The sequence below is a fragment of the Anaerolinea thermophila genome (assembly GCF_020723905.1).
Lineage (GTDB): Bacteria > Chloroflexota > Anaerolineae > Anaerolineales > Anaerolineaceae > Anaerolinea > Anaerolinea thermophila_A.
This window is the reverse complement of sequence record NZ_DYHZ01000002.1, coordinates 465,382-480,021: the sequence shown is the minus strand read 5'-3', so window position 1 is coordinate 480,021 and position 14,640 is coordinate 465,382. Positions and strand designations below refer to the sequence as shown.

The 14,640-nt window shown below is 55.9% G+C and carries 16 protein-coding genes and 1 other annotated feature; of the genes, 15 read left to right on the top strand and 1 reads right to left on the bottom strand.

What is annotated here, in order from left to right:
* Positions 1-119: 119 nt before the first annotated feature.
* The 15 genes from mbhE (at position 120) to trpA (ending at position 13,834) form a co-directional block, all read left to right on the top strand.
* Positions 120-2,447: a hydrogen gas-evolving membrane-bound hydrogenase subunit E gene (gene mbhE / locus LHF31_RS04810; RefSeq protein WP_298005400.1), complete on the top strand. Its 2,328-nt coding sequence runs from the start codon at positions 120-122 to the stop codon at positions 2,445-2,447.
* Positions 2,444-2,863 carry a Na+/H+ antiporter subunit B gene (locus LHF31_RS04805; protein ID WP_298005397.1) on the top strand — a complete coding sequence of 140 codons (420 nt, stop codon included), beginning with the start codon at positions 2,444-2,446 and terminating at the stop codon, positions 2,861-2,863. The genes mbhE and LHF31_RS04805 overlap by 4 nt, the downstream gene beginning before the upstream one ends.
* A complete protein-coding gene (locus LHF31_RS04800) occupies positions 2,860-3,237 on the top strand; it encodes a Na+/H+ antiporter subunit C (protein WP_298005395.1) in 378 nt (125 codons plus the stop codon). Before LHF31_RS04805 ends, LHF31_RS04800 begins: the two co-directional genes overlap by 4 nt.
* Positions 3,234-4,715, top strand: a complete 1,482-nt coding sequence (locus LHF31_RS04795) for a Na+/H+ antiporter subunit D (protein WP_298005392.1) — start codon at positions 3,234-3,236, stop codon at positions 4,713-4,715. The genes LHF31_RS04800 and LHF31_RS04795 overlap by 4 nt, the downstream gene beginning before the upstream one ends.
* On the top strand, positions 4,712-5,185 hold the full coding sequence (locus LHF31_RS04790) for a Na+/H+ antiporter subunit E (protein WP_298005389.1): 474 nt from the start codon (positions 4,712-4,714) through the stop codon (positions 5,183-5,185). Before LHF31_RS04795 ends, LHF31_RS04790 begins: the two co-directional genes overlap by 4 nt.
* On the top strand, positions 5,182-5,445 hold the full coding sequence (locus LHF31_RS04785) for a monovalent cation/H+ antiporter complex subunit F (RefSeq protein WP_298005385.1): 264 nt from the start codon (positions 5,182-5,184) through the stop codon (positions 5,443-5,445). Before LHF31_RS04790 ends, LHF31_RS04785 begins: the two co-directional genes overlap by 4 nt.
* 7 nt (positions 5,446-5,452) lie before the next feature.
* Positions 5,453-5,872: a monovalent cation/H(+) antiporter subunit G gene (gene mnhG / locus LHF31_RS04780; RefSeq protein ID WP_298005383.1), complete on the top strand. Its 420-nt coding sequence runs from the start codon at positions 5,453-5,455 to the stop codon at positions 5,870-5,872.
* Between the two features lie 52 nt (positions 5,873-5,924).
* Positions 5,925-6,788 carry a hypothetical protein gene (locus LHF31_RS04775; RefSeq protein WP_298005380.1) on the top strand — a complete coding sequence of 288 codons (864 nt, stop codon included), beginning with the start codon at positions 5,925-5,927 and terminating at the stop codon, positions 6,786-6,788.
* Positions 6,789-6,858: 70 nt separating this feature from the next.
* Positions 6,859-7,171, top strand: a binding site (T-box leader).
* A 40-nt stretch (positions 7,172-7,211) separates the two neighbouring features.
* Entirely contained in the window at positions 7,212-8,723 is a 1,512-nt protein-coding gene (gene trpE, locus LHF31_RS04770) for an anthranilate synthase component I (RefSeq protein ID WP_298005377.1), read from the top strand.
* Entirely contained in the window at positions 8,704-9,288 is a 585-nt protein-coding gene (locus tag LHF31_RS04765; protein WP_303773704.1) for an aminodeoxychorismate/anthranilate synthase component II, read from the top strand. The genes trpE and LHF31_RS04765 overlap by 20 nt, the downstream gene beginning before the upstream one ends.
* Before the next feature lie 18 nt (positions 9,289-9,306).
* Positions 9,307-10,323, top strand: coding sequence for an anthranilate phosphoribosyltransferase (gene trpD / locus LHF31_RS04760; protein WP_303773702.1), 1,017 nt, complete (start codon positions 9,307-9,309; stop codon positions 10,321-10,323).
* Positions 10,320-11,114 (top strand): indole-3-glycerol phosphate synthase TrpC, encoded by a 795-nt coding sequence (trpC, locus tag LHF31_RS04755; RefSeq protein ID WP_298002903.1) that lies wholly within the window; start codon positions 10,320-10,322, stop codon positions 11,112-11,114. The genes trpD and trpC overlap by 4 nt, the downstream gene beginning before the upstream one ends.
* Positions 11,111-11,758, top strand: coding sequence for a phosphoribosylanthranilate isomerase (locus LHF31_RS04750; protein WP_298002906.1), 648 nt, complete (start codon positions 11,111-11,113; stop codon positions 11,756-11,758). Before trpC ends, LHF31_RS04750 begins: the two co-directional genes overlap by 4 nt.
* Positions 11,759-11,783: 25 nt before the next feature.
* On the top strand, positions 11,784-13,004 hold the full coding sequence (trpB, locus tag LHF31_RS04745) for a tryptophan synthase subunit beta (RefSeq protein ID WP_303773700.1): 1,221 nt from the start codon (positions 11,784-11,786) through the stop codon (positions 13,002-13,004).
* Positions 13,001-13,834: a tryptophan synthase subunit alpha gene (gene trpA / locus LHF31_RS04740; RefSeq protein ID WP_298002912.1), complete on the top strand. Its 834-nt coding sequence runs from the start codon at positions 13,001-13,003 to the stop codon at positions 13,832-13,834. Before trpB ends, trpA begins: the two co-directional genes overlap by 4 nt.
* Here trpA and LHF31_RS04735 read toward each other — a convergent pair.
* Complete coding sequence (locus LHF31_RS04735; protein ID WP_298002915.1) at positions 13,782-14,579, bottom strand: inositol monophosphatase family protein; 798 nt, start codon at positions 14,577-14,579, stop codon at positions 13,782-13,784. The two genes, trpA and LHF31_RS04735, sit on opposite strands and share 53 nt — an antisense overlap.
* Between the last annotated feature and the right edge of the window lie 61 nt (positions 14,580-14,640).

The following is a 14,640-nucleotide window of genomic DNA, read 5'->3' as shown; positions in this document are numbered from 1 at the left end:
TATAACCCTAAATTCCTCCTTATAACACCCCTGAAAATGGGATTGACTTGTAAAAATATTTGCATGGGGTGTCTAATTCCGGTAAGATATAATGACAGTTTTTTTGGGAGAAAGCACCTATGGGGTTCATGATTCTGCTTCTGACGGGTTTCGTACTGACCTTTACTGCACCATGGATACGCCGCAGGCTGAGGAAGTGGAGCCTGCCCGTTTTTCTGCTGTATCCACTTGCAGCACTGGCGCTTTTGTGGAATATAAGCGAGACCATTCAGAAACAATCTGCCATTGCTGTATCTTTGCCGTGGGTGCCTTCCCTCGGCGTCAACCTTTCCCTGCGCATTGATGGATTGGGATGGTTGTTCGGGTTGCTCATCAGCGGAATTGGCGCACTGGTGATTGTGTACGCCCATGGTTACCTGCACCACCACCCGCAGGAAAACCGCTTTTACGGTTTCCTGTTCCTGTTCATGACCGCCATGCTGGGGGTAGTGTGGAGCGAGGACATCTTCCTGCTGTTTGTCTTCTGGGAATTGACCAGCATTTCTTCTTTCCTGTTGATCGGTCTGGAGCATCCGGAAGAAAAAGCCCGTAAAGCCGCCCTGCAAGCCCTGTTAGTCACCGCCGGAGGTGGGCTGGCTCTGCTTGCCGGGCTGGTCGGGCTGACTCTTATCACCGGCTCCAGCAATCTCTCGGTGATGAATACGTTGAATGGCAAAATCGTGCAAAGCGAACTGTACTTACCGGTATTGCTGCTCATTCTGGCAGGGGCTTTTACCAAAAGCGCACAGTTCCCCTTCCACTTCTGGTTGCCAGGCGCTATGGCAGCGCCCACACCGGTCAGTGCATACCTGCATTCTGCCACCATGGTCAAGGCGGGGGTGTACCTGCTGGCGCGACTGACTCCCGCACTCGGTGGAACCCCTCAATGGCATACCCTGCTTACCCTGTTTGGGCTGGCTACCCTGCTGGCAGGTGCATTCCTGGCACTGGGCCAGACCGACCTGAAACGCCTGCTGGCATACACCACCGTTGCCTCGCTAGGAACGATGGTTTTCCTCATCGGTCTGGGAGATTCTCTTGCCATCAAAAGCGCCATCACCCTGATTCTGGCACATGCGCTGTACAAAGGCGCGCTCTTCTTCGTAGCGGGCGGAATTGACCACAGCGCCCACACGCGGGATCTGAATCGGCTGGGCGGTCTGGCTGGCACTATGCCATTCACTGCCTTTGCCGCAGTCCTTGCCGGGCTTTCCATGCTGGGATTGCCGCCCGCTCTTGGATTCATTTCTAAAGAACTGGTCTACGAAGCGGCGCTGGAAAGCGCCAGCGGCGGGAACGCCCTGATTGCGCTGATTGCCCTTTCGGGTGTCACTGCAGTGGGTATCTGGGTGGCATTCCTGCCATTCTGGAAAAAGCCGGACGAGCAAACCGCCAGAGGACACGGCGAAGAGATTACCTTGTGGCTACCGCCTGTGCTTCTGGGGCTGATTTCACTCGGTTTGGGACTCCTTCCCGGAATTGCTTCCAAAGCGCTTGTACAGCCCGCTGTAGAGGCGGTACTTCTTAAGAGCACTCCGGTCAAACTGGCACTGTGGCATGGATTTACCCCCATGCTGGCATTAAGTGGGCTTACCCTGGCGATTGGCACTGTGTTAGCGCTCAACCGCATGCGGTTTCAGCCGGCTGTGCAGACGATCTTACAAACGCTGGCTCCCATCAGCCCTGAACGGGGATATGAACGCGGGCTGACGGGGTTGAAACACTTTGCCGCGTTGCAAACTAATTTTCTGCAAAATGGCTACTTCCGCCGCTACCTGATGGTCACAATCCTTTCTGGCATCCTGCTGGTTGGAATTGTTCTGCTTCAAAGCGACTCCCTCCCGTGGACATCCTTTACCCCGCCGCGGTTTTATGAAGTCATCCTGGTGGGAGTGATCCTGACAGGGGTCTTTAGCGTGACGCGCACCTCTTCGCGGATGGTAGCAGCGGCACTGCTGGGGATGATGGGTTTTACCATTGCGCTGATCTATCTGCTCTACTCTGCCCCCGATCTGGCAATGGTACAGTTCACCATTGAAACCCTGTCGGTCATTTTATTTGTTCTGGTTATTTATCGCCTGCCGCAGTTTACCCGCACCCGCGGAGGTCCCCCTGCTGTGCTGGATGTGGTGGTCTCCGTTGCCGCCGGGGTTCTTGTCACCGTACTGGTACTGACCCTCTCTGCCGTACCACACGACTCGCTGGTTACCTCCTTCTATGCCGAAAACAGTTTGAAACTGGCACAGGGCAGAAATGTGGTCAATGTGATTCTGGTGGATTTTCGCGGTTTTGATACTCTGGGAGAAATTACCGTCCTGGCGCTGGCAGGTATTGGCGTCTTTGCCCTGTTGAAATTAAGCGGCAAAACCGAAGCCATCCGTACTTCCAGTCAGGAGGAAACCAAATGAAAGCTCGTTCCATGCTTCTTCAGGTCGCAGTAGCGTATTTAATGCCTCTGTTGCTGATCTTCTCCATTTTTCTGCTCATCCGGGGGCACAACGAGGTAGGCGGTGGCTTTGTCGGCGGGCTGGTAGCGGCGGCGGCTTTTATCCTGCACGCCATCGCCGAATCGCCAAAAGCAACACGCGCACACCTGCCCCTCTCCCCCGACAAACTGATTGCGGTGGGGCTTTCAATAGCCTTGCTGAGCGGGGTTCTCGCCCTCTTTCAGGGTAACCCTTTCATGACAGGCATCTGGCTCAAACAGCCCTTGCCGGTGATTGGAAAGGTGGGCACCCCCTTTATTTTCGATGTCGGGGTTTATCTGGTCGTCATTGGCGTCTGTTTGCACATCCTGCTGAACCTTGCGGAGGATGAACGATGAACGTTTTGCTTGCCATCACAGCCGGGGTGCTGTTCGGAGGGGGATTGTTTATGATGCTCAGACGCAGTCTGGTGCGGGTGCTGATCGGGCTTTTGATGATCAGCAATGCCGTTAATCTGATCATCTTTACCGCAGGCAGGCTGGTGCCTGCACGTCCCCCCCTTATTTCTGCCGGCGAATCCGCTCTGCAACCGCCATATGCAGACCCCGTCCCTCAAGCGCTCATTCTCACCGCCATTGTGATCAGTTTTGGGGTCACGGCATTTGCCATTGTGCTGATGCAACAGACTTACCGGTCACTGGGGAATGCGGATATGAACGAAATGCGCAGTACCGACACACCTGTGGAAGACGAGGAGGAAGCCGCATCATGAACGCATGGAGCATTGCCCCGATTGGACTGGCGCTTGCCTGGGGCATTATGGGATTAATATTCTGGCAGCGCATCCGCCTGTTGCGCTGGCTGGGTGTGCTGGGAAGCACTTCGTTTGTGGCGCTTTCCATAGCACTGCTGACAATGGTACAGAAAGAGAAATTCCTCATCCTTCAGGTGGGAGCATGGCGAGCCCCCTTTGGAATCACCATCGCCATTGACCTGCTGGGAGCATTGATGGTCACCATGACCAGCGTCCTGGCATGGTTCATCGCCCTGTACAGCCTCACCGAAATAGACGAATCTCAGGTGCGGTATGGTTTTTACCCGCTTTTTTTCCTGTTGCTCATGGGGGTGTTTGGCGCATTCACTACCGGCGATTTGTTCAACCTCTACGTCTGGTTTGAGGTGATGCTGATGGCTTCCTTTGTCCTGATGGCACTGGGCGGTTACCGGGCTCAACTGGAAGGCGCCACCAAGTACGTCTTACTGAACCTGATCGGCTCAACGTTTTTCCTGATCGCCGCGGGTCTGACCTACAGTCTGACGGGCACCCTGAACATGGCAGATCTGGCAGTGCAGATTCGTGAAATAGACAATCCATCTCTACCTTTAGTGCTCTCTGCTCTCTTTCTGATTGCATTCGGAATTAAAGCCGCCATCTTCCCCCTGTTTTTCTGGCTGCCTGCCTCTTACCATACTCCGCCTGTGGCGGTCACCGCGCTCTTCTCAGGATTGCTGACTAAAGTAGGTGTATATGCAATGGTGCGGGTGTTCACCCTGATTTTCCCTTTCAACGGCACCATCCTGCAACCCATCTTGCTTGTTCTGGCCGGGTTTACCATGGTCACCGGAGTGCTGGGCGCCGCCGCGCAGTGGGACCTGCGCCGCCTGCTCTCATTCCACATTATCAGTCAGATCGGGTATCTTATCATGGGACTGGGGCTGTTCACACCACTGGCGCTGGCAGGGACGATTTTCTTCACCCTGCACGTGGTCATTGCCAAAGCCGCGCTCTTCCTCGTTTCCGGGATGATTCAACGGTTGACCGGCACATTCAACCTGAAGTCTCTGGGGAATCTTGCCCAAACCCAGCCCGGCATGGCTCTGCTCTTTGCCTTTCCTGCGCTTTCGCTGGCTGGACTGCCACCTTTTTCCGGCTTCTTTGCCAAACTGATTCTGGTACGTGCCGGTCTGGAGGCACAGCAGGGAGCCATTGTGGCAGTATCGCTGGTGGTAAGTTTGCTCACACTGTTTTCGATGAGCAAAATCTGGCAGGAAGCCTTCTGGAAACCCGCCAGGCGCGAGGGAAAAGGCATACTTCCTGTCCATATGTGGGGGGCAGTGGGCGGCATTGTAGTTGTTGGTGTGTTGTTGGGATTGTTTGCCAACCCCATCATGACACTGAGTTTGCAAGCCGCTGAACAACTGCTCCAGCCTTCCATGTATATTCAAATGGTGCTTGGAGGACAGCCATGAACATTTTTTTGCTCAACGTGCTGTTAGCCATCGTCTGGGGAGCGCTGACAGGCAATTTTGCGCCCGAAAACCTGATCGGGGGGTTTGTGATCGGGTACTTAATCCTCTGGCTGGTCTTTTCTTCCTTTCCGCGAATCAAATATTTTCATCGTTTCCTGCTTGCTATTGAATTTATCCTCTTCTTTCTATGGGAGATTTTTCTCGCCAATCTTCGCGTTGCTGCAACGGTTTTATCGCCCCGTCCACATTTGCGTCCGGGTGTGGTAGGCATCCCGCTTTCATTGAAGAGGCGTGCTGAAATTGCCCTGCTGATGAACCTGATCACCCTCACACCAGGGACCCTTTCGCTGGATGTTTCGAACGACCGGAAAATTCTTTTTGTGCATACCCTCTGGTTAGAAAGCACTGACGAATTTATCCAGAAAATCAAGGACAATTTTGAGCGCCGCATACAGGAGTTGTTTGAATGATCATAGACTTAGGCTGGAACATCATTTTTGGACTGCTTGGGCTGGCGTTCATCCTCACCGTGTTTCGCCTGATTCACGGACCACGTCTTCCCGACCGGGTAGTGTCCCTGGACCTGATCACGGCGGAGATTATTGCCGTCATATCGGTGGCTGCGATTCGCGCCAATCAGCCCGCGTTTCTGGATGTCGCCATCATCCTGGCATTGATTTCATTCCTGGGAACTGTGGCGTTTGCCTATTACATTGAACAGCGCGTGTGAGGTGAACATGATCTCCATCGTCGTTCTGATTCTGGCTTTTTTGGGAGCATTCCTGGTTTTCCTGGCTTCGGTAGGCATTCTGCGCATGCCCGATCTGTTCCTGCGTATGTCGGCAACCGCCAAAGCAGGGACGCTGGGCGTGGGTTTAATGCTGTTCGCCGCCATCCTTCACTTTCAGGATTTTGTCATCACCAGTCGGGCGCTGGCAATCATTGTGTTTTTATTTCTCACCGCGCCTGTCGCCGCCCACATGATCGCCCGCGCCGCATACTTTGATGGGACACCGCTCTGGGCAGGCACCGTAAGGGATGACTTGAAATACCATTACCAGATTGCCACCCACACGCTGGACAGTCAGGCACATCCTGCCGAAGAAACTCCCGCCATTACAGTTGTCGAAGGCGATGACTTTACCGAAGAAGGATAAATTTTCTTTTGGAAGATCTTTTTTCCGTCAGAGTGCCGGAAAGGAGGGAAAGATGCGCAGTTTAATGAGCCGCATCACCGGAATCACCCTTATCAGTATGGCGATTCTGGGAGTGCTTTTTAGCATCACAGCGATTGTCCTGACCAACCGGTTTCTGAACGAAGCCCGTACGGCCATCGTCGCTACCGGCGATCTGACTGAGCGCACCCTGCTCAACACCGCCAGAGGGCTTTACGCCGCCCGCACCTCGCTGGAAGAAGCCCAGACCACCCTCTCTGCCATTCACCAGACCCTGGATGGAGTCACTGCTACCGTGGAAGGGTTTTCCCCCGCACTGGAGGCATTTCACACCCTGCTGGGCGAATCGCTGCCCGCTGCTATTCGCACCACACAGGTGACTTTACAAGCCGCCCAAGCCGCCGCCCAAACCCTGGATATTTTCCTGTACGGGCTGAGTCAGGTACCCATTTTGAGCAACTTTGTTCGTCCCCCTGAAGTTGCCCTGCACACTGCCATCGGTGAAGTTAACAGCAGTCTGGATAACATCCCTGCGGCATTGCAGGACGCCCAAAAAGGTGTCCAAACCGCCAGCACAGAGAATGAGAAAATGGAAAGCGGACTCGAAACCATCAGCGGGCAGATGAGCAGGATTGAGGAAGTTGTTCTGGATATGAAGAACGTGGTGGAGGAGTACCTGATTCTGGTAGAAGATCTGCAGATGAAACTGCTCGACTTTGAAAAACGCCTGCTCACCTGGGTAACCATCTTCCGTGTGCTGATGACCTTCATCCTGGTCTGGCTGGCGCTGGCACAGGTCAGTCTGTTCCTTCAAGGCTGGGAACTGCTTGTTCATGGCTTTCCGGGAAGCGGAAGAGCCCCCGTCGCGACGGGTGATATGGAATCCCCAAAACCCTGAAAAAACTACCCCTCAAAGGGCTTGACTTTTACCGGCGAACTTGCTATAAAATAACCAACATCTTAACAAAGAAAAGGCTGTGAAGGGAAAGAGTACCCTTCGCCAAGACGGTACAGAGAGCAGGGAAAAGGTGAAAGCCCTGCCCGTTCCGTGAAGGGGAATGGTTCCCAGAGCCGCAGGGTGAAAGGCAAAACTGCCAAGTATCCCGCGCCGGAGTTGCCGCCGTTATCCAGGCAAAGGGTATAACCGGTTCGTTGTGAACCGCCGTACCCCATGAGTGAGGCTGGCTTTTTTTCCCCGTCGTCGTCACGACGGGGATTTTGATTAAAACCCCTTCCAGCCTAAATTGGGTGGCACCGCGAGAAACCTCTCTCGTCCCAATGGACGGAGAGGTTTTTTGATTAACAAACCAGGAGAGACGTGATGACAGAACTCATGAAAAACGCCCTTTTACCCGTATCCGAACAGGAAAACCCTGTCCCACTGGTTCGCACCCTGCCTGCCGATCTGGAAACGCCTGTTTCCATCTACCTGAAACTAGCGAACGGCTCCCCATCTTTCCTGCTAGAGTCCGTAACCGGCGGAGAGCAGGTTGCCCGCTATTCGTTTATTGGCGTAAACCCTCGCCGGGTGTACCGCATTTCAGGAGATGATCTGCTGGTGCAAGGGGCGGATGGCTCTGAGGAGCAATTTCACGGTGATCCCTTCCAGCGTCTGGAAGACATCTTTAGTGTTCAAAAGCGCCCTGCTCTGCCCGGATTACCGCGTTTCTGCGGCGGGCTGGTGGGATATCTGGGTTACGAAATGGTACGCCACTTTGAACCGGGTACTGGCGTGTTACCCGTTCAACAGGAGTACCCCGATGCCCTCTTTCTGGAAATCGACACACTGGCGGCGTTTGATCACGCTTTTGGCAAGATGATCCTCATCGCCCACCCGAAACCCGGTCTCGACCGTGAAGAAGGCTACCGGGAAGCCGAAAACCGGCTGAACGAGTTGCAAGCCAGACTCAAAAAGCCGCTGGAGATTCCCCCTGCACAGTCTCTGCGCTCAGAGATTCTCCAGATGAACGCCAACATGCCGCGGGAGCAGTTCCTCCATGCTGTAGAACAGGCAAAGGAAGCCATTCGCGCAGGCGAAATTTTTCAGGTGGTGCTTTCACAACGCTTCAGCCGCGTCACCAGCGCCCATCCATTTGACATTTACCGTGCTCTGCGCCGCCTGAACCCTTCGCCCTACATGTTCTACTTCGATTTCAGCGGCGGCATGGCAGGAGAACCCCTGTACCTCATCGGCGCTTCGCCGGAGATGCACGTACGCCTGAGCGGAGACCGGGCAACCATCCGCCCCATTGCCGGAACCCGCCCACGCGGCGCAACCCCGGAAGAAGATCAGCGATTGGAACAAGATTTACTGGCAGACCCCAAAGAGCGCGCGGAACATGTCATGCTGGTGGACCTGGCACGCAATGACCTTGGACGGGTGTGTACTTACGGCAGTGTGCAGGTGCAAGAACAGATGACTATCGAGCGGTATTCCCATGTGATGCACATCGTCTCTCAGGTAGAAGGGACACTCCGCCCGGAACTCAACGCCTTCGATTTGATGCGGGCTACCTTCCCTGCCGGAACGGTGAGCGGCGCTCCCAAAGTGCGCGCCATGCAAATCATCCGCGACCTGGAACCCGACCCCCGCGGAGTGTATGCTGGCGCGGTGGGGTATTTTGCCTTCGACGGCAGTATGGACACCTGCATCGCCATCCGAACGCTGGTGATGTGCGGCAAAACCATTTCCGTGCAAGCCGGCGCAGGCATAGTCGCCGATTCAGACCCCGAACGGGAATATCAGGAAACACTGAACAAAGCCCGGGCATTAGCCCAGGCCATTGAGATGGCAGAAAAACCGGAGGAACACCATGTTACTTATTCTGGATAACTACGACTCGTTTACCTACAATCTGGCGCAGGTCTTTGGCGCACTGGGGGAAGAAATCTGTGTCTTTCGCAACGACCAGATTACCCTGGAAGAAATTCGCTCCCTGCAGCCAGAGCGCATTGTCATCTCCCCGGGACCCGGGGGACCTGAAGATGCCGGTATTTCCATCGAAATCGTCCGACAGTTAGGCATGGACATTCCCATTCTGGGAGTATGCCTTGGACATCAGTGCATCGCTGCCGCATTTGGAGGCAGGGTAATCCGTGCCCCGCGCCTGATGCACGGAAAAACCTCGCCGGTTTATCACTATGGAGAAGACCTGTTCACCGGTATTCCCAGCCCTTTTGAAGCCACCCGCTACCACTCTCTCATCGTTGCCGAACCCCTGCCAGCCGAATTGACTGCCACGGCATTTACCTCAGCCGGAGAACTGATGGGATTGCGTCATCGCCAGTATCCCATCTTTGGGGTACAGTTCCACCCTGAATCCATCCTCACCCCGTTTGGAAAACAACTGCTGAAAAATTTTCTAGAGGTGCGCGTTCCCGCACCGCATTCGCATTGATCGAAGGGAGAATTGACCATGCTCAAACCATATCTTGCCAAAGTCATGAATTTCCAGTCGCTTTCGGCTCAGGAAGCAGAAGAAGCCATGAACATTATCATGAGCGGCGAAGCCACCCCCGCACAAATCGGCGGGTATCTGGTTGCCCTGCGCATGAAAGGCGAAACGGTAGAAGAGATTACGGGGAGCGCCCGTGCCATGCGTGCGCATGCCAGTCGGGTAAAAGTCCAGAGCGTCCCCTTGCTGGATACTGCCGGCACCGGAGGAGATGGAGCCCATACATTTAATATTTCTACCACTGCGGCTTTCGTCATTGCCGGGACAGGGAGGAAGGTAGCCAAACACGGGAACCGTGCGGCTTCATCCCGCTGCGGGAGCGCCGATGTGCTGGATGCCCTGGGCGTGCGCATTCACCTCACCCCCGAACAGGTGGCGCGCTGTATTGAGGATGTGGGCATTGGCTTCCTGTTTGCCCCCAGTTTTCACCCGGCGATGAAACACGCAGTAGCACCGCGCCGGGAACTGGGACAACGAACCCTGTTCAACCTGCTGGGACCTCTGACGAACCCGGCAGGCGCTACCCATCAACTCATCGGTGTTTACGACGGGAAACTGACCCCGTTGCTGGCTGAAGTTCTGGGCGAATTGGGGGTGCAGGGCGCCTTTGTCGTGCACGGTCATGGAGGACTGGACGAACTTTCCACCAGCGGGCCCAACCGCATCAGCCGACTGCACCACGGTAAGGTGGAGAATGAAGAACTGGATGCCCGTGATTTCGGTCTGCGTCGGGCAAAACCCGAAGACCTGCGCGGCGGCGAGCCTGCCGAGAACGCCAGCATCCTGCGCGCTATCCTTGAAAACCGCGATGACAGCCCGCGCCGCGATGTGGTTCTCCTGAACAGCGCCGCCGCCATTGCCGCAGAAAACGGTGACCTGACCCGGGCTCTGGCAGAAGCCGAGCATTCTCTCTCCAGCGGCGCCGCCCTGCAAAAACTGGAAGCGCTGATTGCATATACCCATCAGGTGGCGGCATGAACCGGCTGGAAACCATTCTGGCATACAAACAGAAAGAAATTGAGGAGCGCCTGCAAACGTTACCACTGGAGCGTCTGGAACAGGACATTCTCCGCACCCCCTCCCCGCCCGACTTCCGCGAAGCCCTGCGACGTCCTGCCGGCGCGCCTGTGCGGTTAATTGCTGAAATTAAACGGTCTTCTCCTTCCCGCGGGCACATGGCATCCATCGCCAACCCCATCGAACTGGCACGCTGTTATCAGCAAAATGGCGCTTCGGCGATCAGTGTACTGACCGATGTACGTTTCTTCTCCGGCAGTCTGGACGATTTGCGTGCGCTTGCCGCCTTGCCCCATCATCCCCCACTTTTGCGAAAGGACTTCATCTTACACCCCATGCAGGTACTGGAAGCCCGCGCTGCTGGCGCTTCAGCGGTTCTGCTGATTGCCGCCTGTCTTTCACCGGCTTCGCTCCACAGCCTGATGACCTACGCCAGCGATCTGGGGATGAGCACGCTGGTGGAAGTCCACAACGAAGCCGAACTGGAACGGGTTCTCCCATTCCAGCCGGAGGTGATTGGCATCAACAACCGCGACCTGCGCACCTTTGAAGTCCATCGGGAAACCGCTCTGCACCTTCTCCCACTCATCCCGTCTTCGATAGTTCGGGTTGCCGAGAGCGGCATCCACACCCGCGAGGACGCCCGCCGCCTTGCTGATGCCGGATTTGACGCCCTGCTGGTCGGCGAGGCACTGGTCACGGCAGAAAAACCCGGCGAGAAAATCAAAGAATTGATTGGAGCAATCCCATGATCGTCAAGATTTGCGGACTGACCTCAAGAGAAGACGCCCTGATCGCCGCAGATGCAGGAGCAGACTTTCTGGGCTTTATCTTCTATCAAGGCAGCCCACGCTTTGTTCATCCCGAAACCTGTATGCGCATTGTTGAAGCCCTCAAAGGCTATCCGGTGCAGTGCGTCGGGGTGTTTGTCAACCATCCTGTGGAAGAGATGCAATCCATCCTGCAATCCTGCGGGCTGGCTCTGGCACAACTTTCTGGAGATGAACCGCCTGAAACCCTCCAGTTCATGGCAGGGAAATCCTTCAAAGCCATCCGTCCAGCCAGTTTACAGGCGCTGGAAGATGCCCTGCGGCTCTATCCCCCTCATCATCCTGCGCCGGCATATCTGCTGGATGCTTTTCAGCCGGGCGCTTATGGAGGGACGGGCGCCTCAGTCAACCTGGAGATAGCCCGCTGGCTGGCAATGCGTATGCCTGTCCTGCTGGCAGGCGGTTTGACCCCGGAAAACGTCGCCGAACGGGTTTTCCGGATACGCCCATGGGGTGTGGATGTATCTTCCGGAGTGGAGTCCTCCCCCGGAAGAAAGGATGCTGAGCGGGTGCGCCGATTCATCCAGGCTGTGCGCACCTGCGAACGTACAATGGAATTCCTTTAACTCAACATTCAACGGAGAATTCACCATGGAAACTTTATCTTACATCACCACACAATCTGCCGAAGGACGGTTTGGCGTCTTTGGGGGACAGTACATTCCTGAAGTGCTCATGCCTGCCGTACAGGAACTGGAAGAAACCTACCGCCATTCGCGGCAAGACCCGGAGTTTCATAAAATCTATACGCATTTACTGAAGACCTATGTTGGACGTCCCACCCCATTGACCTTTGCCGAACGCCTTACGGAAGAACTGGGTGGGGCGCGCATTTACCTGAAGCGTGAAGATTTGACCCACACCGGCGCACATAAAATCAACAATGCCTTAGGGCAAGCCCTGCTGGCAAAACGCATGGGAAAACGCCGCCTGGTGGCAGAGACCGGCGCCGGACAGCACGGCGTTGCCACTGCCACCGTCGCCGCCCTGCTGGACATGGAATGCGTGGTGTACATGGGCAGCGTGGACATTGCCCGGCAACAGCCCAACGTTCAGCGTATGAAACTGCTGGGCGCAGAAGTTAGAGCCGTGGAAAGCGGCACCCGCACCCTGAAGGATGCCGTGAATGAAGCCATCCGCGACTGGGTGAGCAATGTGCACACCACCCATTACCTGCTTGGGTCAGCGCTGGGACCGCACCCCTACCCCACCATCGTACGGGATTTCCAGTCGGTGATCGGGCGAGAAGCCCGCGCACAGATTCTGGAAGCCGAAGGACGCCTGCCGGATGCCTGTATTGCCTGCGTGGGCGGCGGCTCAAACGCCATCGGGTTGTTCAGCGCTTTTCTGGACGACGAGGATGTGGCTCTGATTGGTGTCGAAGCCGGCGGAGAGGGCATCCTGAGCGGCAGGCATGCCGCCCGTTTTGCCGACCCACTGCGCGGGAGACCGGGCGTCTTACACGGCACATACACTTACCTGCTCCAGGACGAGGACGGGCAGGTCCTTCCCACCCATTCCATCTCTGCCGGACTGGATTACCCTGCAGTCGGTCCAGAACATGCTTACCTGCGGGAAACTGGACGGTCAGAATATACCAGCGTGACCGATGAGGAAGCCCTGCAAGCCTTTCAGGCCCTTGCCCGCACAGAAGGGATTTTACCTGCGCTGGAGTCCTCCCATGCACTGGCAGAAGCCATGCGCCGCGCTCCTACCCTGCCTCGTGACAGCATCCTGCTGGTGAACCTTTCCGGGCGCGGGGATAAAGATCTGGAAACCGTGTTGAAAGCCTTAAACCGGAGCAACGGATGAACGGAATTGAACGCATCACCCAGACTTTTGAAAATGCCCGAACCCAACAGCGGGCGGCATTGATTTTGTATTACCCGGCAGGCTATCCGGATGAACAGACTTCGCTGGCAGTGCTGGAAACGCTGGCGCAAAACGGCACCGATGTGCTGGAGGTAGGCATGCCCTTCTCCGATCCACTGGCAGATGGACCGACCATCCAGCATGCCACCCAGACAGCGCTCTCTCAAGGGATGAACACCCGGCGCTGTCTGGAAACGGTACGCCTTTTGCGCCGCCGGGGAGTAAAACAACCCATTGTATTGATGGGCTATTTGAATCCGGTGCTGGCGTATGGCATGGAGCGCTTTGTTCGAGATTGCCGGGACGCCGGTGCAGATGGGGTTATCCTGCCGGATTTTCCCCCGGAAGAGAGTGCTGGTTTTCGCGCTTTGTGCGATGCAGAGGGACTGGCTTTCATTTCTCTGGTTTCACCAGCCACCTCAATCGAAAGAGCGCGACAGATTGCCGAAACCACGCGGGGATTTCTTTACCTGGTCTCGCTCACTGGCGTGACTGGCGCAAGAGACGCACTCCCGCCGGACCTGGAGGCGTTTGTTGACAGGATGCGTGCTGTTGCTCAAACCCCGCTGGCAGTCGGGTTTGGCGTGAGCACCCCTCAACAAGCCCGCCGCGTCAGCCGGATTGCCGACGGGGTCATCATCGGCTCGGCATTGATTGCACGGGTAGAGTCAGCGTTAAATCCGGTTCAAGATGCCGCCGGGTTCGTCTCCCAAATGCTTACGGCGCTGGGTACAGTGGAATTGCCACGTTCTGAATCTCTTCCAGCATGACCTGATGCAACACCGGATTGGCGCAGAGCACATTGCAGGGCGGGCGAAGGTAGTCGGGATCGCCATCCATGCGGGTGACGCGGGCACCAGCCTCTTCTGCCACCAGCCCGCCCGCCGCCAGATCCCACGGATTCACCGAGACTTCCCAGTAACCATCGGCACGGTTAGCGGCAACATAACACAAATCCAGCGCCGCCGCGCCTAACCGGCGCACCCCTTCACAGCGGCGGTGGAAATGGGCAAAAAATTGCAGGTTGGTCTCAATGACCCAGTTTTCATAGGCAAAACCGGTGATAAGCAGACTGTGGATTAAATCCTCAGAACCTTCAACGGTCAAACGCCGATCACCCAGCCAGGCGCCCTGTCCACGCTCGGCGCAGAAGAGATCATCCTGATAAGGGTCGTAAACCACCCCTAACTGTACCTGTCCCCGGTAAGCGTAGGCAATCGAAACCGCAAAGATGGGCATGCCGTGGGCAAAATTGGTCGTACCATCCAGCGGATCGATAATCCACAGATGCTCTTTCTGCCCGTCCTGATGACCGTTTTCCTCGCCCAGAATGGCATGGTATGGAAAATGCGAGCGAATGAGGCGGGTCAACAGGTCTTCCGAACGGCGGTCATACTCGGTAACTGGATTGATGCGGGCTTTGTACTCCACCGCCATTTTGCGTCCAAAGCCCTCCAGCAACACAGCGCCCGCTTCGCGGGCAAACATTTTCAGATCTTCCAGTTCTGGCAACATGGCATTGATTATACTCCTTTCAATACAAAGTCCCCTGCCTGAACAGGGGACTCGCAGAAGG